The following is a 24,486-nucleotide window of genomic DNA, read 5'->3' as shown; positions in this document are numbered from 1 at the left end:
CCGGAAAAGTCACCAGACTGGTGACGGTTTACGGATTGACGGGTGCACACCTGCAGCGTATCTTTTCAACCACGATGACATACAAGCCTCTGGCGACCGCCGGGGGCTTTTTGCGTTTACGCCGCCTGCGGCGCCCTGTCATCGTGCTTGCGGCCCTGCCATTCCTGGTGGGGCCGTTTCTGTTTCCGCCCCGACCCTGCCCCTTTTCGCGCCGTCCTAGATGACAGCGTGCGGCGTAGCCGCGTGCGCAGGGTCGGGGCATCCAACATCCATCAACGAAGGAGGATTCGATGCCCCTGCTGACACTTGAGCAGTGCCGCACGCACTGCCGTATCGACGGCGACTACGACGACGCCATCCTGGGCGACCTGCTGGCGGCCGCAACCGACGCGGCGTCGGCCTACCTGGGACGGACGCTGTTTGCCGACCAGGCGGCACTGGACCTGGCGCTTGACCAGTTGCCGCAGGACATGGCGGCGGCGGTGACCGGGCATGAAGCCGCGGTTGCCGCCGCCAATGCCGAGACCAACGCGGCCAAGGCCAAGGCCATGCGCGACGTTGCTGATCGCCGCTTGGCCGTGGCCACCGAGCGCAGCGCGCAGCTGCTGCAGGGCCTGCCGGCCAACGACAGCATCCGCGCTGCGGTGCGCCTGCTGCTGGGCCATCTGTATGCGCATCGGGAAGCGGTGGTGGTTTCCACGTCCGCCATCGACGTGCCGATTGGCAGTGTCGCCATCGCGATGGCGCTGCCGTTTGGCGTCGCCGCGCTGCTCGATCCCTACCGACTGGCGGCGACCCCATGAACGCCGGACACTTCAACCGTCGCATCCGGATCGAGCGGCAGGACGGTCGACTCGATGCGTGGGGACAGCCGCTGGATGCCTGGCAGCCGGTGGCGGAACTATGGACCGCCATCACCGCCGATGCCACCGACAGCGTGCAGCGGCTGACGCTTGACAGCCGACTGCCGGCAACGATCCGCCGCCAGCGGTTCCATGTCCGCCTTGCGGCCGCGCGGCAGGCCGGCATCCAGGCCGGCATGCGCATCGTGCACGACGGCAGGGTCTTCGACATCACCGGTGTTGCCCCGGACTTCAGTCGGCGCCAGACCACGGTGCTGTTCACCGAACAGTCTTCAGGCACGGCCTGAGTGACGCCAACCAGGACACTGCGATGAGTTACGAAGCACAGCTGCATGCGTTGCTGGGCCCCCTGCTGCAGGGCCGGCTGCATCCCGATGTTCCGCCGGAACCAGTCATCTACCCGTGTGCTGTCTACCAGCAGGTGGGTGGACAGTCCGTGTGGTTCAACGAAGGTTCCATTCCCGGACAGAAGCACGCTCGCGTGCAGCTGACCGTCTGGGCCGATACCCGTGCCCAGGCCAACACCCTGATCCGCGACATCGAAGATCAGGTATGCGCCGGTCTGCCGACGGCCGAGTCATTCGGCGCTGCAATCGCCGTGCATGAACCCGTGCTGCGCAAGTACGGCGCGCGGCTCGATTTCGGCCTGTGGTACGCCGACCTGTAAACCGCTTCATCCGTGCAACACCCCAACCCGGCAACCGCCGGGTTTTTCTTATCCAACGAGGAAATACACCATGGCACTCAAGCTCCCCAAGGGCACCCAGTTCGGCTTCGCACCGGTCATCTCCACCGCCATCGCTACCACCGCCATCTCCAAGGCCGCGCCGGCACTGGCCAGCGTCGCTGCCAACAGCGTCGACACCGGTGATGTGGTGGTCATTGAACTGCCGGGCTGGCCGGCACTGAACAACCGCGCGACCCGTGCCGGTGCTGAAGCCACCGGCAGCGTTGAACTGCTGGGCATCGACACCACCGACAACGTGCTGTTCCCCGCCACCAGCGGTGCCGGCGTGCTGCGCAAGGCCGGTGTCTTCGTCGACCTGGACCAGCAGGGCGACCCGACCACCGCCGGTGGCGAGCAGCAGTACTGGAGCGGCACGCTGCTGGAGGACCCGACCGGTCGCCAGGTGCAGATGCCGACCTTCAAGAACGCCAAGACCATCACCCTGCCGCTGTTCTACGATCCGAAGAAGCCGTGGTACTCGGCCCTGAAGAACGTCGACGCCAAGGGCGAACCGGTGATCCTGCGTGCCAAGCTGGTCGGCGGCGACGTGCTGTACTGGTACGGCTACCTGAGCTACAACGGCGACCCGACCATGGCCGCCAACACCCCGATGGGTACCACCGCGACCTTCACCGCGCTGGCCGATTCCATCCTGGTCGAGGGCGCCTGATGTTCCAGGTAAAGGCGCCGGAGAGCTTCAGGAGCACCCTGACCATCATCGGTCACGGTCGCGAGCAGAAGCTCAACCTGACCTACCGTCATCTGCCGGTGGCTGACTACGCCAGTCTGCTGGAGCGGTTGGCCGAGGACGAGCTGAGCGTGGCACAGGCGATCCTGGACATCGTGGTGGATTGGGATGCCGATGTGGCGCTGGACACCGCCGGCGTCGAGCTGGCGCTGCAGCAGCAGGCCGGCCTTGATGGCGCGATCATCGGTGGCTACACCCAGGCCCTGCAGGTCGCACGCAAGGGAAACTGATCGAGGCGGTGGGGGCCCTGTACTGGCGGGCCCCCACCGAATCCGAGCTGACGCAGCTTGGATTGAAGGCAAAGCACTTTCCGCCACCACAGGTCGAGTTGTGGCCGGAGTGCGTGCTTCCCATCGAACTTTTCTCGCGGGTTGCCACCCAGTGGCGCGTCGGCGCAGGTGGCCCGATCGGGCTGGACTACAACGTGGTCTACCAGGAGCTGCAGCGCGAAACGCTCGACAGCGATCAGTACGACGAGGTGATGGCGGCCATCCGCGTCATCGAACGCGCTGCCCTGGAGCAGATGCAACAGGAATGAGCCGGCCATCGCGGCAACGCTGATGGCCGGTCCCGACTCCGCCGATGCGGAGCCGACTCTCCCGAGGAACACTCAATGAGCACTACATCGCCTGGCAGCACACGGGCCACCGTGGAGGCCAGCAACGCACTGGAAACAGCCATGCAGGCGGCAAGGCGCAGCATGACCGAGATGACCAGCACCACACAGGAATTCCAGCGACAGCTGGAAAAGATCAATACGGTGCAGCAGGCATTCAACGCTGTGCTGACCACCAGCGCCTCGTTGGTCACCGCACTGTCCACGCAGCTGGCCGCCCTGAGCGCGCAGATGCAGGCGACAGCGAAGGGCGGCGCGGCCGCAGCGGGCGGTGACGCAGGCAAGGCCGCGAAGAAGGAAGAAAAGGCGGAAAAGGACGACATGGGCCTGGCGGGCATCCGCAAGGGCCTGGGTGGCGCGCTCGGTGACTACATCGGAAAGACCGAAAACACCGCCACGGCCGCCAAGAAGGCCTTCGACAAGGCATTCACCGGCGCCGACGAAGCATTGCGCAGCTTCGTGACCACCGGCAAGTCCAAGTACAAGGAGCTGGCCCAGTCCATCCTGTCCGACCTGAAGGTGATTGCCGCACAGCAGGCGCTGGTCTGGGGGGCGAGGAAGATCGCCGGCCTGATGGGGGTCGACCTGACGCCCAAGGACACAGCGACGGAGGCGGCGGCCGCAACGGTCCTGGCAGCTCCCAAGGACGCCAAGGCCGGCGATGGCAAGGGCGGCAAGGACGACAAGGACGCCAAGGGTCTGTCGGGGTTCCGCAAGGGTTTCGGCAGCGCGCTCGGCGACTACATGGAAAAGACCGAGAACTCCGCCAAGTCCACCCAGGATGCATTTTCCAAGGCATTCACCGGAGCCGAGGCGGCACTGCAGAGCTTCGTGAAGACGGGCAAGTCCAATTACAAGGAACTGGCCAAGTCGATCATCGCCGACCTCAAGATGATCGCCATCCAGCAGGCAATCGTCTGGGGCGTCAAAAAGATCACGGGCCTGCTCGGCTATGGCACGGGGGTGGAGGCCAATGCCAAGGGCGGTGTCTACCAGTCGCCCAGCCTGTCGGCCTACTCCGGTGGCATCTACAACACTCCGCAGTTGTTCGCCTTCGCCAAAGGCGCCGGCGTATTCGGTGAAGCGGGACCGGAAGCGATCATGCCGCTGCAGCGCGGGCCGGACGGTCGTCTCGGAGTGGCCGCGCACGGCGGTGGCGGTAGCGGTGGAGTGGGTGTGAGCATCCGCATCGACAACAACGGCGGCAAGGAAGTCACCAGCAACGAAAGCATGCTGCAGCAGTTCGGCAACGAGATCGGCCAGTTCGTGGAACGCAAGTACCGCGACCTGCAGATGCGTGACATGAAGGCTGGCGGCGTCCTCAGCAGGAGTGCAGCACGATGACCGACACCTTTACCTGGGCAGCAACCAGCCAGAGCACTGGCACCACCACCGCCACCGTCAAGCGTGCGCGCTTCGGCGATGGATACGCACAGGCCGCGCCGGATGGGCTCAATGCCCGCCTGCGCAGCTACCAGCTGCAGTTCGTCGGCAATCGCAGGACGATCAGCGAGATCGTGGCCTTCCTGGATGGCCATGTGGGCCAGAGCTTCTTCTGGCGAGGCCCGCTGGGAACCGGTCTGTACGGCTGCGACACCTATACCGACAGCCATCTGGGTGGATCGGTGTTCAGCATCACCGCGACGTTCGAACAGACGTACCAGCCGTAGGAGATGGCAATGGCAAGGAAAATCATCGACCTCGATTCCGTTCAGCCGAACGGAAAGCGGGGTGAAACACAGCGCCCGGCATTCACCAAGATCAATGAGAACTTCGCGGAGGTCTACGATGCCTTGGTCGACGTGGCGAAGATCCCGGAGACCGTGGACGATGCCATTACCGAGCGCGTCCCGGGTAGAAATCTCCTCATCAACGGTGGCCTGCAGTTCTGGCAACGCCGGAACTCTGGCCGGGTCGGCAGCGGGGCAGGAACGCTCGGGGCGGAAACATTCTTCGCCGATCGCTTCTCCAACTCTGCGTTGAACTGCAGCCAGGACATCCAGCGCGTGGTGTATGACGGCCAGCAGATCGGCTATCCGGACGACACCCGCTCCATCCTTGTCTGCACGGTCTCCGGGGCCGTCGCCAGCAGTGGTGCCTGGATGGGGCAGAGGATCGAAGGTGTGCGCAGTGCCGGCGGCGCAATCACGATTTCGGTCTGGGCGAACGGCGACGTGGCCGGCCGCAAGGTGGGGGTGCGGGTCATCCAGGATTTCGGAACCGGTGGATCGCCTGCGGCACAGACATCCACCGAGGCGGGTGTGCTGACGTTGACCACCGGGGCAACGCGGCAGTCGCTTACCGTTACGTTGCCGAGCACCAAGGGCAAGCAGCTGGGTAGCAACGGTAACGACCACATCTACGTGGTCTTCGATCTCTGCGCCGGTGGCTACGGAGGTGCACTGGCAGGCCAGAACGGCTCATTCGGTTTCACCCAGTTCCAGGTCGAGTCCGGGCGTGCCGCGACGCGATTCGATTGGCGACCACCCGGCGTGGAACTGGCCCTGTGTCAGCGCTATTACGAGAAGAGCTACAACCTGGAGATCCAGCCCAATACGCCGCACAACGAGGGCCGTGAGGCATTCTCGCTGAATACCCAGGGGACGGCCCACTACCAGAGCGTGCGATTCCAGGTCAGCAAGCGCGCCCATCCGTACGTGATGATCATCTCGGCCGACAACATTCAGCAGGATGGACACATCGCGGAAGACAACATCTCCCGCGTTCCCTGCCTGGTCAACTACGCATCTCCATCCGGCTACGAAGTGAGCTGGACCAACAACCCAGGCCGATGGGGCGGGTGGTGGCACTGGTGGGCCGACGCTGAGCTCTGATCAGGAAATGCCAGCCCATCAACGGCCACGACGTTGTACCTCGCGGCCATCCAGACTTCAGGAAACCAGCAATGGCAAGAAAGACGATCGACCTTGATTCCATTCAGCCGAATGGAAAGCGAGGTGAAACACAGCGCCCGGCGTTCACCAAGATCAACGAGAACTTTGCGGAGGTTTACGACGGTCTGGATGATGTGCAGAACGCAATCCGAGAGACGTTGGATGGGACCACCGGCCTGCGGATCTCAGCGGGGAACCGCCTGATCAATGGTGCCTTCCGCTTCTGGCAGCGAGGGTTGAGCAGGACGGTTGTTTCCCCTCTTGCGGTGTATGTTCCGGACAGGTTCCAGATCGTGTGCACCGGTGCCGGGCAGATAGCGGCAAGCCGGCAGGAATTTGCAACGCCGGAGTTCGGTGTAGCCAGCTACATGAACTGCGATCTCTCCGGATCGACGGCCTCCACCGAGGCGTTCTTCACCCAGCCGGTAGAAGGTGTACAGACACTGGCAGGCTCGAAGGTGACGTTGAGCATGCAGACCTGGGCGAGCACGCCCGGGAAGAAGATCGGTGTGCGCTTCATCCAGAGTTTCGGGACGAATGGATCGACCGACGTCATCGTTCACGCCCAGGCACAGGAGATCGGAACGGCAGCATCCCTGCGCTCCTTCACTGTTGATCTGCCGAGCATCACAGGCAAGAAAGTGGGGCCGAACAGCAAGCTCCATGTGATCGTGGACCTGGCCGCACCGGCGGCCTACGCAGGTGCGCTCACGGCTCAGTCTGGCTCCTTCTCGTTCACCTGCATGCAGCTGCAGAAGGGCGCCGTGGCAACCGAGTACGAGCATCGCAACGATTCGGAGGAGCTGCTTCTGTGCCAGCGTTACTACGAGAAGAGCTACAACGTCGACGTTGCTCCGGGAACTGCCGATGGTGCCGGTCGAGACAACCAGTTCTATGACCGGTCGGTCGGTGCAGGCAGTACATCGCATATCCGATGCCGGGTGCTGAAGCGGGCGACGCCGGCCTACACCGTCTACAGCGATGTCACCGGCGCGGCCGGCAGAATAGCGGGTGCAGATGGTGGCGTTGGCACAGTTACCGCGATCGTCAATCCAGGCCAGTCCGGCGCGCAGGTCAATTACGTTTCGGCTGCGGGAACCTGGGGTTCCTCCTTCCATTGGACGGCGGACGCGGAGATCTGACATGTATCAACTTACCGACCAAGCCGACATCATCAAGTGCACGGAGACCGGCACCTTCATTCCTCGCGGACATTGGATGTGGGGGGGCTACCAGGAGTGGCTGATGGCCGGAAATGTAGCGCAGCCGGCTCCGCCTCCTTACGTAGTCAATTCGCCCGAACATCAGCGGGTGCTGCGTGGGCACGCGTGGGAATGGATGCTGACGCACATTCAAGCGCGCGGCTACGACTCCATCGAGAGTTGCTGCAGCTACATCAACAGCTCCGTTCAGCGCTTTGCCCAGGAGGCTGCCGCCATGGTCGCCTGGCGTGATGCGGTGAGCATTGCCCTGCAGCGAATGGCGATCGAGTGCACGCACGGACTGCAGACCTGGGAGCAGCTGAAGGTGTTGTTACCACAGCCCGAGGCATTCGAATGGCCAGCGGCGGACGCTGCCTCGTGACCCACAAACGCCATTGTTGCCATCGTGCCTGAGGCATGTCGTAGGCAACGAGGACCAGAACATGACAAGAAAGATAATCGACCTCGATACCATTCAGGCGAATGGTAAACGGGGTGAAACACAGCGCCCGGCCTTTACCAAGATCAACGAGAATTTCGCCGAGGTGTATGGCGCCTTGGGCAGTGTTGCGACCATCGTGGAAGACGTCGAGCAACTGAAGACGGAGATCCAGGCTGAAGCAGACCAGGCAAAGGCGGAGGTTCAAGCGGCCATAGGAACGCTTCCTGCTGCCGTTGACAATGCCATTCATGGGCGCATTCCCGGCAAGAACCGGCTTATCAATGGCAATTTCGACTTCTGGACAAGAGGAACGCCGGTGACGCAGACCGGCTATGGTCCGGATCGGTGGTTCGTTCAGATTGGATCGATGGTCGACGCTGGGCTTTTTGCAAACAACAATGTGCCAGGGGACGGTGTATTCGGTGATGCGCGTCTCTCGATGGGTGCCAATTCGAACGACAACACCGATGCCTTCGGGCACTACTTTGTGTTCGAACAACGGGTTGAGAATGTCCGCACGTTTGCTGGCGTGCTCAGCACTGTGTCCTTCACCGTCTACAACTCGGGGGCACCTGGGCGAAAGATCGCGGTTGAGTTCCTGCAGAATTTCGGTACCGGTGGCTCAGAGACGATACTGGGGTTGAACGCAGAGGTCTTCAGCCTGGATGTGGGTATCAACCACATCAGCAAGACGACCACGCTGCCGTCGGTCTCCGGCAAGACAGTGGCGAGCACGAATCACTACGTGGCAGTGGCCATATGGCTGTCATCCGGTAGCGGATTCGACGTGCGGAACGCAGGTCTCGGGGCGCAGTCGGGGCAGCTGTTCTTCGGGCAGTTGCAGTGGGAGGAGGGAGGCACGGCGACCGGCTATGACACCCGGCTTCTGTCCCATGAAGCAGCGCTGTGTGGCTGGTATGCGCAGCGCATCGACATCAATGCAGGAGACGCATTTTCAGTGTGTACGGCCCTGGGGCAGTTCGACTGCGTAGGCCAGTTGGCATTCCAGCCGATGCGCAGCAAACCGTCTGCGCGGACCCTTGGCAGCGGTGTGAACATGACCGGATTTGGCATCAACGGGGGTAATGCTCCTGGCTCGTCCTTCAACGTCATCCCGGTTTCGGTATCGGGCGCGGCGATCACAGCTGGCGTTGCAACCGGTGGCATGTCACCAGGTGCCTCGGGCTATGTCGCGCCGAAATCCGGTGGCATCAGCATCATCTTCGAGGCCGAGATCTGAGGCACTCAGCGCTGGTCATAGTGGCCAGAGCACCAGGGCCCGCCGCAGTGCGGATCGCCGAGAATCGGGAATACAGCAATGGCTAGAAAGATCATCGACCTCGATACCATTCAAGCGAATGGTAAGCGAGGGGAAACACAGCGTCCGGCGTTCACCAAGGTCAACGAGAATTTCGCCGACGTCTACGCGGGCCTGGACGAGGTCCAGGCAGCGGTCGACAGCCTGGACAGCCGCATGGCAGGCCGCAACCGCCTGATCAATGGCGACTTCCGGGTGTGGCAACGTGGAAGCACCTTCGCGGCTGCGACAGGGGCGCGCTACACCGCAGACCGATGGCGGGTGAATGCGCAGGGCAGCACCATCTCAGCGTCACGCGACGATATCGCCGCAGGTGGCGGTGCGGGTGGAAGGTTGCTTGCGGGCTCCAGGCACATGCTGAAGCTCGCTGTTGAAAGCGCTGCAGGTGCGGACAACATGGCACTCGTCCAGCAGCGTATCGAGGATGTGCGGACGTTCGCCGGGAAACGGGTCACGATCAGCTTCAAGGCGCGGGCCACGGTCGACAATTTCAAGGTCGGTCTTGAGTTCCAGCAATCCTTCGGCACCAATGGATCGACGGCCGCTGACAGTATTGGCGGTGCGATCACGCTCGATACGATGTGGCGTTGGCATCAGTTGACGGTGGACGTCCCTGGCATCGCCGGCAGAACCCTTGGAACCGACGACTACCTGCAGCTCAGCCTGTGGCTTGACGCCGGCGCCACCTTCGCCGGCCGCGCCTTCGGGGCGGGGCAGAAGAGTGGCGTGGTCTATCTGGCTGAAGTACAGATCGAGGAGGGCGATATCGCGACCGACTTCGATCGCCGGCCGGAGGCACTGGAACTGCTGTTGTGCCAACGCTACTACGAAGTGGTTGATGTGAATCGCCTGGTGGGTATCATCTATACCGCCAACGGTGACACGCGTGCCTGCGTGCCGTTCAAAGTGCGCAAGCGCGTCTCGCCCGTTGTTACCTCATCATCCAGCCACTTGAACCTTGTCGGCTTCGGACGGGTGGCCGAGCTCGTCAATTTCGACGGCGGCATGCCCGGATGGCAAGGCACTCCCGATATGGCGGTCATGGCGTCCCTCTCCAGCAACATGCAGGCCGCAGGCGCGGTTCTGGTGTGGTCCACCACTTCGCAGATCCTGGTCTCCGGCGATGCGGAGCTTTGACATGAAGACACCCGCCATCCGGCACAGCCAGCTCCACTGTTTCACCACCAATGCATCCCTGCCGCCTGGTCATCGTGTCCTCGTTTGCGGCGCCGGGAAACCGGCACCCAGCAATGAACCATCCGGCCTGCCACTTTCACGCGAACTGCGTGCCGCGACACAGGAGACCCACTCATGATCACCGCCGATGCCCAGCAACTTGAGCCGGGTGGCCGCATTACCGTCTTCGAACTGGACGCCAGCAGTTTCGGTGCCGACCAGCTGTTCTTCCACGCACACCTGCAGAGCGGTGTGATCACCTGGCAAGGTCAGGAATACGGCCCATGGCCGATCGAGGCCAGTGGCTTTGAACGAACCAGCGACCAGCCGCCGAACCCGAAGCTTCGGGTCAGCAACATCGATGGCCGCATCACTGCGATGTGCCTGCTGTTCGATGATCTGGTCGGCGCCCGCGTCATACGCCGGCAGACGCTGGCCAAGTACCTGGATGCCGCCAACTTCGAAGAGGGCAATCCGACTGCCGACCCCGCCGAGCACTTCCCCGACGAGGTCTGGTTCATCGAGCGCAAGATTGGTGAAGACAAGCAGACGGTGGAGTTCGAGCTGACCACAGCCATCGATCTCAACGGCGAACAGCTGCCCGGCCGGCAGATCATCGCCGGCATGTGCGGTTGGCTGGTACGCGGTGGCTACCGCGGCCCTTACTGCGGCTACAACGGTCCCGCAGTTGCCGATGGCGACGACGTTGCCACCGACGATCCCGCCCGCGACCAGTGCGGCGGCCGTGTGCGCAGCTGCAAGATGCGCTTCGGCCAGGACAAGCCTTTGCCCTATGGCGGCTTCCCGGCGGCCGGTCTGCTTCGCTCCTGATCCAGCGCTTCCGACTCTCCACTTCCAAGCCCGCTCTCGCGGGCTTTTTTCATGGGTGAAACATGCAACCTACAACCCTGCAGGCCATCCAGGCACACGCCGTGGCCGAGTACCCGCGCGAATGCTGCGGGCTGATCGTGGCCATCGAAGGCCACGAGCACTATCTGCCGTGCCGCAACCTTGCGGGTACGCCCAGTGAACACTTCCGCCTGCCGGCCGAGGACTATGCCGTCGCCGAGGACAAGGGCGAGGTGCTGGCCCTGGTGCACAGCCATCCGGACGCGGCGGCCACACCGTCGGATGCGGATCGGGTGATGTGCGAGCACAGTGGCCTGACCTGGCACATAGTCAGCGTCGGCCAGGTGGACGGCGAGGCGCCCGAATGCGGTGATCTGCAGACCATCCACCCGGCTGGCTATGTCGCGCCGCTGGTCGGCCGCCAGTTCGCCCACGGTGTGCTGGACTGCTACAGCCTGGTACGCGACTTCCACGAGCGTGAACTGGGCATCTCGTTGTCCGACTACACCCGCGACGACGACTGGTGGGACAAGGGCCAGGACCTGTACAGCCTTGAGCGACTGCATGCGGAAGGCTTCGACCTGATCGAAGGCGAGCCGCGGCGGGGCGACATGATCCTGATGCAGATCCGCTCGCCAGTGACCAATCACGCCGGCGTCTACCTGGGCGACGGGCAGATGCTGCATCACCTGCATGGCCGCCTGTCCGAAACCGTGCCCTACGGCGGAATGTGGGCCGAGCGCACCCGTTGCATCGTCCGCCATCGCGAGGTGCGCCATGACTGACCGTCTTCGTACCATCCGCCTGTACGGCAAGCTGGGTGCGCGCTTCGGGCGCAAGTTCCGGCTGGCGGTGAACAGCCCAGCCGAGGCTGTGCATGCACTGTGCGTGATGCTGCCGGGCTTCCAGCAGTACCTGATGGGTGCAAAGTCCAAGGGCATTGAATTCGCCGTTTTCGCTGGCAGGCAGAACTTGTCGAAGGAACAGTTGCACGATCCGCCTGGCCAGGACGATATCCGTATCGCGCCGGTGATGGTGGGTAGCAAACGAGGCGGTGTGCTGCAGACGATTGCGGGTGTCGTTCTGATCGTCGTCGGCGCGATTGCATCGGCCTATGGATACGGAGCAATCGGCGAGCCAATGATCAAGATGGGCGTGTCCATGGTCATTGGCGGCGTAACGCAGATGCTCTCTCCCCAGCCCAAGGGGCTGGCGGCAAAAGACAGCCCCGACAACGCCCCCAGCTACAGCATGAACGGCACCGTCAACACCCAGGCACAGGGCAATCCCGTACCGGTCGCTTACGGCGGGCATGACAAGAAAGGCATGTTCATCGGCTCGGCCGTGATCAGCGGCGGCATCCTGGCGGAGGACCAGTTTTGAACCAGATCATTCAATCCGCACAGCGTGAGCGCAGTGCACCCATGCCCACGTTGGCCGGTGCAAAAAAGGGCTCCAGCAATGCACGCACGCCGGTGGAAACGCCAGACAGCCTGCATTCCATGGCGGTTGCCCGTATCATCGACCTGGCCAGTGAAGGCGAGATCCGTGGCCTGGTTGCCGGCAAGCAGTCGATCTACCTGGACCAGGTGCCGATCGAGAATCCGGACGGCACGCTGAACTTCTCCGGCGTGGACGTGCAGACGCGTTCGGGTACGCAGGACCAGGAGCACATCAGCGGCTTCCCCTCGATCGAGAACGAAGTCGGCGTCAACGTCGAACTGCGCAGCGATGCGCCCGTGGTACGCACCGTGTCCGGTGCCGATCTGTCAGCGGTCCGTATCCGTTTTGCGGTGCCCGCGCTGCAGAAGACCAACACCGAGAACGGTGATACCGAGGGCTACCGCATCATGTATGCGGTGGACCTGTCCACCGATGGTGGCCCGTTCAGCACCGTGCTGAACGATGCCTTCAGTGGCAAGACCACCAGCCAGTACGAGCGCAGCCGCCGCATCGATCTTCCGGCGGGCAGCCAGTGGCAGGTGCGCATCCGCCGGCTGACCGCGAACGCCAACAGCAGCACCATCGCCGACACCGTCAATGTGCTGTCGATGACCGAGATCATCGATGCCAAGCTGCGCTATCCCAACTGCGCGTTGGCGGCGGTGCAGGTCGATGCCAGCCAGTTCCAGAACATTCCAACCCGCTCCTATCAGTTGTGGGGGCGCATCGTGCGCATCCCGTCCAACTACGATCCGCTCAGCCGCATCTACAGTGGCGTGTGGGACGGCACCTTCAAGAGTGGCTGGACCAACAACCCGGCGTGGGTGTTCTTCGACATCGTCACCAACGACCGCTTCGGCCTGGGACATCGCATCCCGCTGGACTGGGTGGACAAGTGGCGCCTGTACCAGATCGCCCGCTACTGCGACGAGCTGGTCAGCAACGGCCAAGGCGGCAAGGAACCGCGCTTCACCTGCAGCCTGTACCTGCAGACCCGCGCTGAGGCATACAGGGTGCTGCAGGACATCGCCACCATGTTCCGTGGCATCAGCTTTTATGCGGCCGGGCAGGTCATGGCTTCGGCCGATATGCCCAAGGACCCGCTGCTCACCTACAGCCAGGCCAACGTCATCGAAGGCCGCTTCCACTATGCGGGCAGCAGCCGTACGGCGCGGCATACCGTCGCTCTGGTGTCCTGGATCGATCCGGATGACTTCGGCCGGCAGAAGGTGGAAGTGGTGCAGCATCTGCCTGGTGTTGCCCGCTATGGCATCAACCAGACTGAAGTAACGGCGGTGGGTTGCCATTCCCGCTCGCAGGCGCAGCGCGTGGGCAACCATATCCTGCATACCGAGATGCTGGAGACCGAGACGATCAGCTTCTCCGTGGGGCTCGATGCACTGGGCTGCATGCCGGGTGACGTGATCCAGGTGGCCGACCCGAACCGCGCCGGTCGCCGCAACGCAGGTCGTATCCGCAGCGCGGGTGCCCGTAGCTTGGTGCTGGACCAGTTGCCAGAGAAGATTGAAGCAGGTGACATCCTGCGCGCCACGCTCCCCAACGGCCATTCCGAAGCGCGCACGGTGCAGTCGGTTGACGGCGATACGGTCATGGTCACTGCACCATGGTCGGCAGTGCCGGTCGCGCAGTCGGTCTGGGCATTGGAGTCGCCGGAGCTGGCACTGCAGCAGTACCGCGTGCTGTCGATCAGTGAAGGCGAAGAGCTGACCTACCAGATCACCGCGCTCAAGCATGTGCCGGGCAAGTACGCTGCCATCGACGATGGTACGCGCCTGGAGCAACTGCCGATCAGCATCGTGCCACCCAGCGTGCAGCCGCCGCCGAACAACGTGCGGATGGCCTCGCATGTCGTGGTCGATCAGGGTATTGCCACGTCGATGCTTACCATCGAATGGGATGCGGCAGAAAAAGCGATCGCCTATGACGTGGAATGGCGTCGTGGCGATCTCAACTGGGTACGCGCCGGTCGCGTGGGTACGCAGAGCCTGGAAGTGCGTGGCGTGTATGCCGGCCAGTACCTGGCCCGGGTGCGTGCGGTCAATGCGCTGGGTGCGGTGTCGCAGCCGATGGTCAGCGCACTGACGACGATTGAGGGCAAGACCACGCCACCGCCAGCGCTGACATCGCTGACCACGCAAAGTCGTGTGTTCAGCATCGAACTGGCCTGGCAGTTCCCTGTTGGCGCTACCGATACCGAGCGTACCGAGCTCTGGTACAGCACCAGTCCTGACCGTGCAGCGGCCATCAAGCTCGGCGACTTTGCCTATCCGCAGGCGCGGCACCAGATGAATGGCCTGGCAGCAGGCGCGCGCTTCTGGTTCTGGGGCCGCCTGGTTGATCGCAGCGGCAACATTGGTCCATGGCATCCCGTGGGCGCTGGCGTGCTGGGAGAGTCCAGCAGCAACCAGGCGGACTATGACGCGTACTTCGCCGGTCGCATCAACGAGAGTGCACTTGGCCAGCAACTGCAGCACAAGATCGAGCGTGTCACCGAGGTATTGCCGCTGGTCTGGGACGCGGCTGCTTCGTACAGTCCGGGCCAGACCGTCATCCATGACGGCCGGATCTGGAGCTGGCAGGGAACCGCAGCGGGCAACGAAACGCCACCCGGTACCCACTGGAAGGATGTGGGTGATGCCATCGCTGACGCTGGCGCCGTTGTTGGTCGTGTCGACCAGCTTGAGATGGACGTCACCGAGGTTGATGGCAAGGTGGCCGCGCAGGGTCAGAAGGTCGACGGATTGTTCGCCCAGGTCAGTGACCACAGCGCGGGCGAGGAGGATTACAACGTCGGTGAGAACGACGTCACTGCCGGTGCCATCACCGTCTACAGCGTAATGGCGGAGAAGGACGCGGCGCTGGCCAAGCGGGTGGATACGGTCGAGGCATCCATCGATGGTGTTCCTGGCAAGATTGAAGGTGTCAGCGCGGCCGTGCAGCAGGTCTCACAGGCCGTGGTCAACCTGGATGGGAAGGTCAGTGCGACCTATACGGTCAAGGCACAGATCACCAGCGCCGGGCAGATCTACATGGCCGGTATGGGCCTGGGTGTGGAGCAGCAGCCTGATGGCAGCTACCAGAGCCAGATCCTGATGCAGGCGGATCGCTTCGCGTTGTTCAACACCAACAGCGGCCAGGTCAGCGCGCCATTCGTAGTGCAGGGCGGGCAGACCTTCATCAGCCAAGCACTGATCGGCAATGGCTGGATCCAGAACGCGATGATCGGCGATGTAATCCAGTCCAACGCCGTAGGTGCCGATGGCCAGCCCCGATGGAGACTCGACAAGAACGGCACGTTGACGATGAGCGGCCCCGAGAACGGTGGCCGCCTGACCATCAATGACAGTGTCATCCACGTTTACGACAGCAGCGGTCGCGTGCGCGTCCGCATGGGGATCTGGTAATGGCAACAGGTATGCAGATTTTCGGCCCGGATGGGCAGATGTGGTTCGACACCAATGATCGGGCCGGAAAGGTGATGGGTGGCATGACGATCACCGGCAATTCCCAGAGTCCGGTCGGCCTGGCGGGGCTGGGGCAGCCATTTGCCATTCTGCCCAGTCCGACCTCCGACAGCTGGCAGGACCAGAACGGAAATCAGTTCTCCGCCCCGAACATGGGCGTCATGTCATTCATTGATGGGGGCAACACGCTGATGATGCGGTTCACTTTCTCACCGATCGCCAATCCCTCCACTTACATTTTCTATGGAACCTTCTGATGTCCGTCGGTCTTGAAGTCACCAACGATAGTGGCGTCCCCGTGCTGGTGAACGCGCACTCTTTCGTCTTTTTCGCTATCGCCAAGGGGACGCAGGCGGTTGCAAGCAACCCATCTGTTTATGGCGTGGGCGGATACGTCAGCCTTCCGCCTCAGAGCGTTCCGTATCTTGTGTTCATCCGCTGCAATGGCGGATCCGCGCAGGTGGCATCTTCCACGAATGGTTTTTCCTGGAACATGGCACAAGGCACCACCAGCTTTGACTGGTGGGCCTGGGGGCGTGCAACGGTCAGTGGGAGCACCGGTATGCAAGTGTTCAATCCAGATGGCTCCATTCAATGGGACATGTCCAATCGCCCTTTGCGCATAGCCGGCCTGGTCGACAAGTCCGGCGCCAGCGTGCCGAGCTTCACCGAGATGTCAACCGACAATTTGCGTCAGGGGCCACTGTTCAACGGCCCTGGGGAAAACCTTGCCTACCTCATGTCCGACATTGGCCTTTGCCACGACATCTATGCCTTCCATGGCAGTGGTCCAACCCTGCGCGGCAACATGCGCTACCAGCCTTTCATCAATACCCCGAATAGCTCGCAGCTACGCTTGAACTACTGTCGCCGCCGGGAAAATCGACCACGATCGTTGAATGGAGCGTCCTATCAGAGCTTTGCCGGGCAGCTACCTAATTTCCTGATCGCGGCCCACACCTACTGACGCGGCCGCGCAGCCGGGGGAGCCATTTGAGCCCCCCGGCCCCTTCCCGTAGACTGCGCCCCTCCCACGCTCCCAGACGACGCACTGCAGTGATCACGCCACCCTGAACCTTGCCGCCCTTCGGCAGCCGGCCCATCCGGCTCAGGAACCCGTGTCTTTCCACTGCAGCGCCACGTGGCCCCGCCCGCGTGTGCGCGGAGCTTTTCCATGCAAACGTCCTATCCCCTGCGCCAGCAATGGCTCGGCAACCTCCGTGGTGATCTGCTGTCCGGCGCCGTTGTTGCCCTGGCGCTGATTCCCGAAGCCATCGCGTTCTCGCTGATCGCTGGCGTCGACCCCAAGGTCGGCCTGTATGCCGCGTTCTCCATCGCCGTGATCACCGCCATCGCCGGTGGCCGGCCGGGCATGATTTCCGCTGCCACCGGTGCGATGGCATTGGTGATGGTCGACCTCGTTCGTGATCACGGCCTGCAGTACCTGTTCGCCGCCAGCATCCTGGCCGGCCTGCTGCAGGTAGTGGCCGGCGTGTTCAAACTCGGTTCGTTGATGCGCTTCGTATCGCGGTCGGTCATCACCGGCTTCGTCAACGCACTGGCCATACTGATCTTCCTGGCGCAGATGCCGGAACTGATCGGCCGCGGCCCCACCGTCTACGTCCTGTGCGCTGCCGCGCTGGCGATCATTTACCTGCTGCCACGGGTCACCCGAGCCGTACCTTCGCCGCTGGTGGCTATTGCCGTGTTGACAGCGGTGGTGATGGGGTTCGGCATCGACGTGCGCAGCGTTGGCGACATGGGCCGGCTGCCCGACAGCCTGCCGCACTTCTTCATTCCCGACGTGCCGATGACGTGGGAAACCCTGCGCATCCTGCTGCCGGTGTCGGCGACGCTGGCGGTGGTCGGGCTGCTCGAATCGATGATGACCCTGCAGATTGTCGAGGACATCACCGAGACGCCCAGCGAGCGCAACCGCGAATGCGTCGGCCAGGGCCTGGCCAACACGGTCACCGGTTTCCTCGGTGGCATGGCCGGCTGCGCGATGATCGGCCAGTCGGTCATCAACGTGACCTCCGGCGGTCGAGGCCGGCTGTCCTGCCTGGTGGCCGGTGTACTGCTGCTGGTGCTGGTGGTGTACGGCAGCGATCTGGTGCAGCAGATTCCGATGGCGGCGTTGGTGGCGGTGATGATCATGGTCAGCATCGGTACCTTCAGCTGGCGCTCGCTGCGTGACCTGCGCACGCATCCGCGCAGTTCGTCGGCGGTGATGCTGCTGACCGTGGTGGTCACCGTGGCCACTCACGACCTGGCCAAGGGTGTGCTCAGCGGCGTGTTGTTGTCCGCCCTGTTCTTCGCCCGCAAGGTGGGCCGCATGCTGGACGTGCAACTCGAAGACGTCGCGGACATGCAGGTCTACCGTGTACGCGGCCAGGTGTTCTTCGCCTCGGCCGGACAGCTCGGGGCGGCGTTTGATTACCAGCATGTGGCAGCGAAGGTCGAGATCGACCTGCGCGAGGCCAACCTGTGGGATCTGACTGCGGTCGCAGCGCTGCAACGCGCGCAGGAAAAGCTCGCTGCGCACGGCGCCGAGGTCAGCGTTGTCGGCCTCAACGCCGCCAGCCAGACGCTGATCGAACGGGTGGGAGGGCGCGGCGGCGCACATTGACCGCGCGCCCGGTCCAAACCTGTGCCGGGATCCATGCATCGGTCTGGCAAGCCGGATTTCTGCGATGCCGTGCGCGCAAGCTGAATCCAGTCAGCCATCTGAAACCGCCGCTGTCGTAGGATTGCCCCCGTGATGGGGCCGATGGACGGCCCCTCCCTGCCAGCGACTGCTGGCGACACGCAAGGGAGATACAAGCAATGCAGGCAATGGATGCCCGTCGGGGCAATGAACAGATCGCCTCCGGCCGTCGGTACTGGAAGGTGCTGGCCCTGTGCCTGGCGCTCACCGCGTGCCAGGCACCGTCTTCCCCTGCGTCGGCCGAAGCGGCGTCCACCCCGGCACCGCTCGCCGCGGCATCGCCGGCAGCGACCCCCAATCCAGCGTCTGGTGATTCCTCCGGGTACCCCGATGCGTCCTACACGGACGGTCGCCTGCGCCCGGCTTATGGCTGGTGCGTGGATGGCGTGGAGGATGCGGGCAAGCTGCAGGCCTGCGGCAAGGACGAACTGGCCTATCAGGAAGGGCGCCTGCAGGAGGGTGCCAGCAAAGCCGTGACCGGGCTCGACGCTGCTGCGAAGAATGCGTTCCTGGCCACCCAGGCGACCTGGCGCAGCGATACCGACCGTCATTGCGCCGCTCCGGCCAATGCCGGGGTGGATGACCTGCAGAAGGCACAGGAGTGCCGCCTGTTCCGGGTGGCCAACCGCGCTGACGCATTGCTGGCGCAGAGTGCTCCGCCCGATACCTCCTATACCCAGGCAACGCTGCGGCCCGAATACACCCGTTGCGTGCAGGATGCCCGGGGCATGGACGACCAGCTGGAAGTCTGCGATACGACCGAGCTCGCCCACCACAAAGCGCTGCTGGAAGCACAGGTTGCGCGGCTGATGGACAGCCCTGACGGCCCGGCCAAGGACCGCTGGATGGACGAGCAGGCCAACTGGGCCGAGGACACCGACAAGCGCTGCAGTGCGGCCACGGAGAGCGTGGGTCAGGCGCTGGACGCGCAGTCGTGCCGCATCAACCGCTACGCCAATCGCGCAGTGGAACTGCAGAAGCGCATGCTGGCCCCCTGACGGGGCCTCCGGCGTGTGCAGCGCATCGAAGCATTGACCGGTAGGAAGCAGACCATGGCGAGCAGGACCTTGGGCATTGTGGTGGCGGCGATGGCGGTGCTGTGCACCGGCCAGGTGCATGCCGCGTCCGCGCTGAGCGCGGCCTATCAGGCGTGCTCAGGCCGCGCGCAGGGCATCATCGAAGAAGCCGCCTGCCTGTCCAGCGAATCGGACCGGCAGGACCGCCGGTTGAACCAGGCGTACCAACAGTTGCAGGAACGCCTCGACGCCACGGCCAAGGCCCATCTGCTGACCGCGCAACGGGCGTGGTTGCAGTCGCGCCAGCGCGATGGCGAACTGGAAACCGCGCTGTACGACGATTCGCAGCCGGGCAACCTGCAACAGAAATTGAATGACACCGAGCGCCTGCGCGCGCGCGCCGATCAGCTGGAAACCTATCTGCGCTTGATCGGTTCGTAATCCGCAATACGGTCATCCCTCCACGGATCAGGAAGTGAGCCATGCCAAACAACATCGATACCCGTAACCTGGACGCAACCGCCGGCGCGGTGTTTTTCGCCGTCGGACGCGGCACCGAAGGTGGCGGATCGTCGTACCACCTCAGCATCGCCGGTATCACCAAGGGACTGGATGAGCCGAAGTGGGGCACGGTCAGCGCGGTGGCCGCCAACAGTGGCTATTCGCTGGGGACCATCCAGGTCGACTTCGGCCAGCGTGGCAAATGGCCGCTGGGTGCCACCGAAGAGCGTGCGCTGAAGCCCGGCGAGACGACCTACGTGGACGCGGTCATCCAGCAGGCCAGCAGCTACGCCAAGGCGCACCATCTGCCCTTCACCAACGACCATGCCGACCTGCGCGCCGACCTGCTCAGCCACGGCGACGGCCAGGGAAAGCGTTCCTCGATCCGCTTCATCGATGTCCCGACCCGCGACAGCATCAACGCCTGGGCCGGGTCGCCCGAAGGCAAGCAGTGGATCCACACCCACGTGGACTACCCGCAGGTGCGCAACGCCACCCGCATCGCCATGACCATGCTGGACAAGCACGGTAGTGGCATTGCAGAAGACAAGCGTTTCGAAGCGATCGCGCTGATCGCAAAGTCCGCCAACCAGTTGCCGGGGACACTGCCGCAGCTGGAAGCGGTACTGAAGCGGGGCGGCGACTACCAGGACCTGCGCGACAAGGCGGCCGAGATCCGCCAGGACAAGAAATACTATGCCGGCCTGGCGGCCGCTGACGTCGCCGCTGGCTATGAAGAGGCCTATCCCCGCCACTCGGCGGAGATGGATCGCGCGCATCTGAAAGTGGGTCGCCGCGACTTCGCGCCGGCCAACGAAGGCAACGATCCCGACATCCGCGTAGCGCTGGAACAGGCGCGCTCGCACAAGCACGGTGGCGGTGGCCCGCAGGTGCTGAAAGAGGGCTCTACCGGCCGTGCGGTGGAGAAGCTGGAGCACAACCTGCACGCGCTGGGCTATGGCGGCGTGGGAGCCCAGGCCATCCACCCCGATCGCCAGTTCGATGCCGCAACCCGGCAGGCCGTCGAAGCTTTCCAGCGCGACCACCGTCTGAATCCGGTCGATGGCAAGGTGGGGCCTGCGACGCTGGGTGCGATCGACCGCGAGGCGCGCGCGCTGCAACGTGACATGGCCGCGCTGGGCTTGACCGATGCGCATGGCAAAGCGATCACCGCCGATGGCTACCTGGGGGCTGGCAGCCAGCACGCCATCAACGTGTTCCAGCAGCAGCACCATCTGCCGGCCACCGGCATGGCCGACGCACAGACGCGCCGCGCCATCGATGCCGAGGCCGCACAGCATCGCCCTGCCGCGCCTTCGCCTGCTGCCCCGACCGCGCCGGCAGCCCCGACGAGGGCTGCGCCACCCGCCGCGCAGCAGCACACCGGTCCTGCCAACGCCGCAGCACCCGGTGGCGGGCGCATTTCCGTGGTGGAACCCTTCGGCAACGGCAAGAGCAACCGCGTCCTTCACCACGGCATCAGCGGCGAGGAAGCGTTCCGCGAGCTGAAGATCCACCATCCCAACACCAACGCCGCCGCCGTGCGCGCCGGCGATGCCAGCAAGGTTGACCGCACCGCGGGCATGGTCGACGGTGAACTGGAGGCCGTGCGCAAGCGCGAGGACATCAACGGCATTCCGCTGGTGCAGAAGGACCTGATCCTGACCGACCGTGCCGGCGGGCGCAGCCTGATGATTCCCAGTCCGGTGGCCGGCTACGTCAAGCTCAACAACGACGGCACCAATTCCATCAGCATCTACAGCCATCCGGTCGGCGACGCCCGCCGCGAGCTGGTGGGCCAGGTGTTGCACGGCGCCGTCGGCTCCATCCCGTACAAGACCGGCGATTTCGTCGAGTACGGTGCGCCGCTGGTGCGCCAGTCCGATGTGGGCTCGCCCGGCGCGGTGCACGCGCATATTGAAGTGGAGCCGGCGCAGTTCCGGCGCTACCTCGGCGACATGCTCAACGACCGCATCACCCTCGGTGGCAAGGTGCACGCGCAGGGGCCCGAAGCCGCGCAGGCCGCACGCGCCACGCAGCAGGCGCCGATGGCCGATGGCATGCTGGTGAAGGGCGAACGCGGTGACGAGGTCAAGGCGCTGCAGGGCAAGCTGGCAGCCCTGGGCCACGTGGGCGCCGACGGCAAGCCGCTGGCGACCGATGGCATCTACGGCAAGGACACCTTTGCGGCGGTCAAGCAGTTCCAGGCCAACAACGGCCTGGAGCAGGATGGCAAGGCCGGCCGCCAGACCCTGGCGCGCCTGGATGACCCGGCTGCATTGAAAGCCGGCGCGCAGACCGCCGCCGCCCCGGCACGCACCGAACCGACCGCACCGGCGGCCCCGAGCATGCGCGATCCTTCGCACGCCGAGAATCCGCGCTTCAACCAGGCGCTGGAGAAACTGCAGGCGCTGCAACAGCAGCGCGTGCAGGCCGGGCTCTGCCCGCTGTTCGCCAACGCGCAGGAGACCGAACGTGCTGCTGGCCAGCTGGCCTACGAGAGCAAGGTCGCCGGCATGCGCCAGATCGACCACGTGGTCGCGCGCCCGGATGGCAGCGGTCTGTTTGCCGTGCAGGGCAACGTCGGTGACCCGGCCGCGCAGCGCACCTTCGTCGACAGCCGACAGGCCGTGTCGCAGTCGGTCGAGGCCAGCACCCGCCAGACCGAGGAACTGGATATCCAGTTCAACCAGCGTGTGCAGGAACAGCAGCAGGAGCAGGTGAAGGGGCGCGCGCAGTAAGGTCGCCGCGTGGGTTCCCGGGCCGGTCGTATGCCGGCTCCGGGCAGTACTCCGGGCGTCGTCGTCGCCGTTCAGCCCAGCGGTGTAAACTATTGATCTCACTGGCAATGCCAGTCTCCACGATCAACCGCCCGATGACGTCCGCCACCGCCCGTTACGCTGATTCCCTGCGCCTGTCCGTCGCCCCCATGATGGACTGGACCGACCGCCATTGCCGGGTGTTCCATCGCCTGCTGGCGCCGGGCGCGCGGCTGTACACCGAAATGGTGCACGCCAACGCGGTGATCCACGGTGATCGCCAGCGCCTGCTTGGTTTCGATGCCAGCGAACAACCGCTGGCGCTGCAGCTCGGCGGCAGCGATCCGGCCCTGTTGGCACAGGCCGCGCGCATCGCCGCCGAGTGGGGCTACGACGAGGTCAACCTCAACTGCGGCTGCCCGTCCGACCGCGTGCAGGCCGGCCGTTTCGGTGCCTGCCTGATGCGCGAGCCGGTGCTGGTGGCCGAGTGCGTATCGGCCATGGTCGAGGCGGTGGACATCCCGGTGACGGTGAAGTGCCGCCTGGGCGTGGACGAGGACGACAACTACGACGTATTCGCCAGCTTCGTCGACCGCCAGGTCGATGCCGGTGCCGCGATGGTGGTGGTGCACGCCCGCAATGCCTGGTTGAAGGGCCTGTCGCCGAAGGAGAACCGCGAGGTTCCGCCGCTGAAGTACGACTGGGCCTATCGGCTGAAGCAGGAGCGCCCGGCGCTGCCGGTGGTGCTCAATGGCGGCCTGGCCAGCATCGAGGCGGTGCAGGCGCAGGCCGCGCACGTCGATGGCGTGATGCTCGGCCGCGCGGCCTACCACGACCCCTACCTGCTGCATCAGCTGGAGGCCCTGCACACCGGCGCGCCGCTGCGACCGCGCGGAGAACTGCTGCGCGCCCTGCGTCCTTACATCGAAGCCCGCCTGGGCGAGGGCCTGGCCCTGAAGCACATCACCCGCCACATCCTTGGCCTGTTCCACGGCCAACCCGGTGGCCGCGCATTCCGCCAGGTACTGAGCGAGGGCGCACACCGCCCGGGCGCCGGCTGGGCCCTGATCGAGCAGGCGCTGGAAGTGACCGATCGTGGCGCTGATCGCGCTGCAGCGTGACCGTCGTCACATTCCTGACTTGACAAGCGGAGCGGATTCGTTCCGAATGTTCACTTAGCTGAACGACACGACGGAGCATCCCGAAAAGTTCAGACCGGATTCACCGCCCGAAACCAAGAATTTGCAAAAGATTTGTAAAACGCCGGGTTCCATTCCGGTGCCCGGATTTACGACTTTTGAACGAATCGCCGTGCTCGGCTAGGATCGCATCGATGTCTTCCGCTCCCTTCCACCGCTGTTTTGCCCTGGCCACCTGCGTGGTCCTGGCGGCTGCCCCGCTGTCTTCGGCGTTGGCGCAGGACCCACAGCGGGAACAGGGGCGCGCTGAAATGATGGAGCGCGGTGGCCGTGGCGCCAGCAACGAGCGTTCGCTGTCCGATGCAGTGCGCCGCGTGCAGCGCACCACCGGCGGCCACATCCTGGGCGCCGAGCGGGTGCCGTTCGATGGTCGTGACATCAACCGGGTCAAATACATGGACGACCGCGGTCGGGTCCGCTACATGGACGACCCCGCCCCGGCACGTTCACAGCCGCGCACGCCGCGGTCGGATATGTCATCACTACGCGGCGATAACCCCTGAACAGGGATAGTTGTCGCTATCAACCCGTACCCACAGGC

25 protein-coding genes are annotated in these 24,486 nt (G+C 64.2%); all 25 read left to right on the top strand.

Going from position 1 to position 24,486, the window contains the following annotated elements; translation table 11 throughout:
• Window positions 1-290 precede the first annotated feature (290 nt).
• The 25 genes from HFK18_RS03675 (at window position 291) to HFK18_RS03555 (ending at window position 24,448) form a co-directional block, all read left to right on the top strand.
• Window positions 291-803 carry a head-tail connector protein gene (locus HFK18_RS03675; protein ID WP_180164460.1) on the top strand — a complete coding sequence of 171 codons (513 nt, stop codon included), beginning with the start codon at window positions 291-293 and terminating at the stop codon, window positions 801-803.
• Complete coding sequence (locus tag HFK18_RS03670; protein ID WP_180164458.1) at window positions 800-1,150, top strand: head-tail adaptor protein; 351 nt, start codon at window positions 800-802, stop codon at window positions 1,148-1,150. Before HFK18_RS03675 ends, HFK18_RS03670 begins: the two co-directional genes overlap by 4 nt.
• A gap of 23 nt (window positions 1,151-1,173) precedes the next feature.
• The gene (locus HFK18_RS03665; RefSeq protein WP_180164457.1) at window positions 1,174-1,530 is read left to right on the top strand and encodes a DUF3168 domain-containing protein; all 357 of its coding nucleotides are present in this window, start codon (window positions 1,174-1,176) and stop codon (window positions 1,528-1,530) included.
• Window positions 1,531-1,600: 70 nt separating this feature from the next.
• Window positions 1,601-2,260, top strand: a complete 660-nt coding sequence (locus tag HFK18_RS03660) for a phage tail protein (RefSeq protein ID WP_100554439.1) — start codon at window positions 1,601-1,603, stop codon at window positions 2,258-2,260.
• A complete protein-coding gene (locus tag HFK18_RS03655) occupies window positions 2,260-2,568 on the top strand; it encodes a phage tail assembly chaperone (RefSeq protein WP_100554440.1) in 309 nt (102 codons plus the stop codon). The genes HFK18_RS03660 and HFK18_RS03655 overlap by 1 nt, the downstream gene beginning before the upstream one ends.
• Before the next feature lie 62 nt (window positions 2,569-2,630).
• Window positions 2,631-2,876 carry a DUF1799 domain-containing protein gene (locus tag HFK18_RS03650; RefSeq protein ID WP_257216061.1) on the top strand — a complete coding sequence of 82 codons (246 nt, stop codon included), beginning with the start codon at window positions 2,631-2,633 and terminating at the stop codon, window positions 2,874-2,876.
• 75 nt (window positions 2,877-2,951) lie between these two features.
• Window positions 2,952-4,298, top strand: coding sequence for a phage tail tape measure C-terminal domain-containing protein (locus tag HFK18_RS03645; protein WP_180164453.1), 1,347 nt, complete (start codon window positions 2,952-2,954; stop codon window positions 4,296-4,298).
• Complete coding sequence (locus HFK18_RS03640) at window positions 4,295-4,624, top strand: phage tail protein (protein WP_100554442.1); 330 nt, start codon at window positions 4,295-4,297, stop codon at window positions 4,622-4,624. The genes HFK18_RS03645 and HFK18_RS03640 overlap by 4 nt, the downstream gene beginning before the upstream one ends.
• A 9-nt stretch (window positions 4,625-4,633) precedes the next feature.
• Entirely contained in the window at window positions 4,634-5,788 is a 1,155-nt protein-coding gene (locus tag HFK18_RS03635; protein ID WP_180164452.1) for a hypothetical protein, read from the top strand.
• A 71-nt stretch (window positions 5,789-5,859) separates the two neighbouring features.
• Window positions 5,860-6,990, top strand: a complete 1,131-nt coding sequence (locus HFK18_RS03630; RefSeq protein WP_180164450.1) for a hypothetical protein — start codon at window positions 5,860-5,862, stop codon at window positions 6,988-6,990.
• A gap of 1 nt (window position 6,991) precedes the next feature.
• Entirely contained in the window at window positions 6,992-7,432 is a 441-nt protein-coding gene (locus HFK18_RS03625) for a hypothetical protein (protein WP_180164448.1), read from the top strand.
• Window positions 7,433-7,493: 61 nt separating this feature from the next.
• Window positions 7,494-8,732, top strand: coding sequence for a hypothetical protein (locus HFK18_RS03620; RefSeq protein ID WP_180164446.1), 1,239 nt, complete (start codon window positions 7,494-7,496; stop codon window positions 8,730-8,732).
• A 78-nt stretch (window positions 8,733-8,810) separates the two neighbouring features.
• Complete coding sequence (locus HFK18_RS03615) at window positions 8,811-9,947, top strand: hypothetical protein (protein WP_180164445.1); 1,137 nt, start codon at window positions 8,811-8,813, stop codon at window positions 9,945-9,947.
• Between the two features lie 174 nt (window positions 9,948-10,121).
• Complete coding sequence (locus HFK18_RS03610) at window positions 10,122-10,817, top strand: phage minor tail protein L (protein WP_180164443.1); 696 nt, start codon at window positions 10,122-10,124, stop codon at window positions 10,815-10,817.
• A gap of 62 nt (window positions 10,818-10,879) precedes the next feature.
• Window positions 10,880-11,620 (top strand): C40 family peptidase, encoded by a 741-nt coding sequence (locus tag HFK18_RS03605; protein ID WP_180164441.1) that lies wholly within the window; start codon window positions 10,880-10,882, stop codon window positions 11,618-11,620.
• Entirely contained in the window at window positions 11,613-12,218 is a 606-nt protein-coding gene (locus tag HFK18_RS03600; protein WP_180164439.1) for a tail assembly protein, read from the top strand. The genes HFK18_RS03605 and HFK18_RS03600 overlap by 8 nt, the downstream gene beginning before the upstream one ends.
• Window positions 12,215-15,703 carry a host specificity protein J gene (locus HFK18_RS03595; RefSeq protein WP_257216060.1) on the top strand — a complete coding sequence of 1,163 codons (3,489 nt, stop codon included), beginning with the start codon at window positions 12,215-12,217 and terminating at the stop codon, window positions 15,701-15,703. The genes HFK18_RS03600 and HFK18_RS03595 overlap by 4 nt, the downstream gene beginning before the upstream one ends.
• Window positions 15,703-16,020, top strand: coding sequence for a hypothetical protein (locus tag HFK18_RS03590; protein WP_032978211.1), 318 nt, complete (start codon window positions 15,703-15,705; stop codon window positions 16,018-16,020). Before HFK18_RS03595 ends, HFK18_RS03590 begins: the two co-directional genes overlap by 1 nt.
• Window positions 16,020-16,730 (top strand): hypothetical protein, encoded by a 711-nt coding sequence (locus HFK18_RS03585; protein ID WP_180164437.1) that lies wholly within the window; start codon window positions 16,020-16,022, stop codon window positions 16,728-16,730. The genes HFK18_RS03590 and HFK18_RS03585 overlap by 1 nt, the downstream gene beginning before the upstream one ends.
• A 207-nt stretch (window positions 16,731-16,937) precedes the next feature.
• Window positions 16,938-18,392: a SulP family inorganic anion transporter gene (locus tag HFK18_RS03580; RefSeq protein WP_180164435.1), complete on the top strand. Its 1,455-nt coding sequence runs from the start codon at window positions 16,938-16,940 to the stop codon at window positions 18,390-18,392.
• Between the two features lie 206 nt (window positions 18,393-18,598).
• Window positions 18,599-19,468 carry a hypothetical protein gene (locus HFK18_RS03575; protein ID WP_180164433.1) on the top strand — a complete coding sequence of 290 codons (870 nt, stop codon included), beginning with the start codon at window positions 18,599-18,601 and terminating at the stop codon, window positions 19,466-19,468.
• A 54-nt stretch (window positions 19,469-19,522) separates the two neighbouring features.
• Entirely contained in the window at window positions 19,523-19,927 is a 405-nt protein-coding gene (locus HFK18_RS03570) for a lysozyme inhibitor LprI family protein (protein WP_180164431.1), read from the top strand.
• A gap of 41 nt (window positions 19,928-19,968) precedes the next feature.
• A complete protein-coding gene (locus HFK18_RS03565) occupies window positions 19,969-22,728 on the top strand; it encodes a peptidoglycan-binding protein (protein ID WP_180164429.1) in 2,760 nt (919 codons plus the stop codon).
• 107 nt (window positions 22,729-22,835) lie between these two features.
• Entirely contained in the window at window positions 22,836-23,867 is a 1,032-nt protein-coding gene (dusA, locus tag HFK18_RS03560) for a tRNA dihydrouridine(20/20a) synthase DusA (protein WP_100554458.1), read from the top strand.
• A gap of 212 nt (window positions 23,868-24,079) precedes the next feature.
• Window positions 24,080-24,448, top strand: a complete 369-nt coding sequence (locus tag HFK18_RS03555) for a hypothetical protein (protein ID WP_180164427.1) — start codon at window positions 24,080-24,082, stop codon at window positions 24,446-24,448.
• Window positions 24,449-24,486 lie beyond the last annotated feature (38 nt).

The sequence above is a fragment of the Stenotrophomonas sp. SbOxS2 genome, from assembly GCF_013416715.1.
GTDB classification, from domain to species: Bacteria; Pseudomonadota; Gammaproteobacteria; order Xanthomonadales; family Xanthomonadaceae; genus Stenotrophomonas; species Stenotrophomonas lactitubi.
The sequence above is the reverse complement of the archived record's forward strand: the minus strand, read 5'-3'. Positions and strand labels throughout refer to the sequence as shown.

Coding starts and splice junctions, on each gene's coding strand:
- HFK18_RS03675 (WP_180164460.1), top strand. CDS start 291: ATGCCCCTGCTGACACTTGAGCAGTGCCGCACGCACTGCCGTATCGAC.
- HFK18_RS03670 (WP_180164458.1), top strand. CDS start 800: ATGAACGCCGGACACTTCAACCGTCGCATCCGGATCGAGCGGCAGGAC.
- HFK18_RS03665 (WP_180164457.1), top strand. CDS start 1,174: ATGAGTTACGAAGCACAGCTGCATGCGTTGCTGGGCCCCCTGCTGCAG.
- HFK18_RS03660 (WP_100554439.1), top strand. CDS start 1,601: ATGGCACTCAAGCTCCCCAAGGGCACCCAGTTCGGCTTCGCACCGGTC.
- HFK18_RS03655 (WP_100554440.1), top strand. CDS start 2,260: ATGTTCCAGGTAAAGGCGCCGGAGAGCTTCAGGAGCACCCTGACCATC.
- HFK18_RS03645 (WP_180164453.1), top strand. CDS start 2,952: ATGAGCACTACATCGCCTGGCAGCACACGGGCCACCGTGGAGGCCAGC.
- HFK18_RS03640 (WP_100554442.1), top strand. CDS start 4,295: ATGACCGACACCTTTACCTGGGCAGCAACCAGCCAGAGCACTGGCACC.
- HFK18_RS03635 (WP_180164452.1), top strand. CDS start 4,634: ATGGCAAGGAAAATCATCGACCTCGATTCCGTTCAGCCGAACGGAAAG.
- HFK18_RS03630 (WP_180164450.1), top strand. CDS start 5,860: ATGGCAAGAAAGACGATCGACCTTGATTCCATTCAGCCGAATGGAAAG.
- HFK18_RS03625 (WP_180164448.1), top strand. CDS start 6,992: ATGTATCAACTTACCGACCAAGCCGACATCATCAAGTGCACGGAGACC.
- HFK18_RS03620 (WP_180164446.1), top strand. CDS start 7,494: ATGACAAGAAAGATAATCGACCTCGATACCATTCAGGCGAATGGTAAA.
- HFK18_RS03615 (WP_180164445.1), top strand. CDS start 8,811: ATGGCTAGAAAGATCATCGACCTCGATACCATTCAAGCGAATGGTAAG.
- HFK18_RS03610 (WP_180164443.1), top strand. CDS start 10,122: ATGATCACCGCCGATGCCCAGCAACTTGAGCCGGGTGGCCGCATTACC.
- HFK18_RS03605 (WP_180164441.1), top strand. CDS start 10,880: ATGCAACCTACAACCCTGCAGGCCATCCAGGCACACGCCGTGGCCGAG.
- HFK18_RS03600 (WP_180164439.1), top strand. CDS start 11,613: ATGACTGACCGTCTTCGTACCATCCGCCTGTACGGCAAGCTGGGTGCG.
- HFK18_RS03590 (WP_032978211.1), top strand. CDS start 15,703: ATGGCAACAGGTATGCAGATTTTCGGCCCGGATGGGCAGATGTGGTTC.
- HFK18_RS03585 (WP_180164437.1), top strand. CDS start 16,020: ATGTCCGTCGGTCTTGAAGTCACCAACGATAGTGGCGTCCCCGTGCTG.
- HFK18_RS03580 (WP_180164435.1), top strand. CDS start 16,938: ATGCAAACGTCCTATCCCCTGCGCCAGCAATGGCTCGGCAACCTCCGT.
- HFK18_RS03575 (WP_180164433.1), top strand. CDS start 18,599: ATGGATGCCCGTCGGGGCAATGAACAGATCGCCTCCGGCCGTCGGTAC.
- HFK18_RS03570 (WP_180164431.1), top strand. CDS start 19,523: ATGGCGAGCAGGACCTTGGGCATTGTGGTGGCGGCGATGGCGGTGCTG.
- HFK18_RS03565 (WP_180164429.1), top strand. CDS start 19,969: ATGCCAAACAACATCGATACCCGTAACCTGGACGCAACCGCCGGCGCG.
- dusA (WP_100554458.1), top strand. CDS start 22,836: ATGCCAGTCTCCACGATCAACCGCCCGATGACGTCCGCCACCGCCCGT.
- HFK18_RS03555 (WP_180164427.1), top strand. CDS start 24,080: ATGTCTTCCGCTCCCTTCCACCGCTGTTTTGCCCTGGCCACCTGCGTG.